The sequence below is a fragment of the Halorubrum sp. CGM4_25_10-8A genome, assembly GCF_005435025.1.
Taxonomy (GTDB): domain Archaea; phylum Halobacteriota; class Halobacteria; order Halobacteriales; family Haloferacaceae; genus Halorubrum; species Halorubrum ezzemoulense.
The window spans coordinates 1-465 of the sequence record NZ_SGTX01000058.1; the positions used below are offsets into that span (position 1 = coordinate 1).

General features: G+C 55.9%; 1 protein-coding gene. It reads right to left on the reverse strand.

The window, feature by feature from the left end:
• Window positions 1–437: PQQ-binding-like beta-propeller repeat protein (locus EXE52_RS18110; RefSeq protein ID WP_158414008.1), on the reverse strand; the 437-nt coding region annotated here is incomplete at its 3' end.
• Window positions 438–465: the final 28 nt, after the last annotated feature.

Genomic DNA, 465 nt, shown 5'->3' on the forward strand with positions numbered 1-465 from the left:
GTTGGTGACGTATCAATCGATCTCTCGCTAATGAGACTATTCCAACGTACTTCCCCGGTTTCGGTGTCGATCGCGTAGAGAAATCCACCCGACCCGACATATGCGACCCCTTCGTGGACTGTAGGCGAGGATCCGGGCGTGTTTATGTTCGAATTATCGTGTGCCCACAACTCCTCTCCAGTCTCGGCGTCAACGGCGTACAGCACTGTATCGTCGGAGGTTGCGTAGACGGTTCCATCGACAACTGTTGGAGTAGTACCATAGTCTGCCCGATCGACACGCCACAACCGTTCACCGTTCTCGATTGAAACTGCGTGGAGACCACTCGTGTAGGTTCCGACATAGACTCGATCGTCGTGAATGACGGGTGCGCCGACGCTGTCCCCAACATAATCACGCCAGCGTAAGACGCCAGTTTCGGCGTCGATCGCGTACAACGAACCGTCGCCATGACCCGAGCCCACG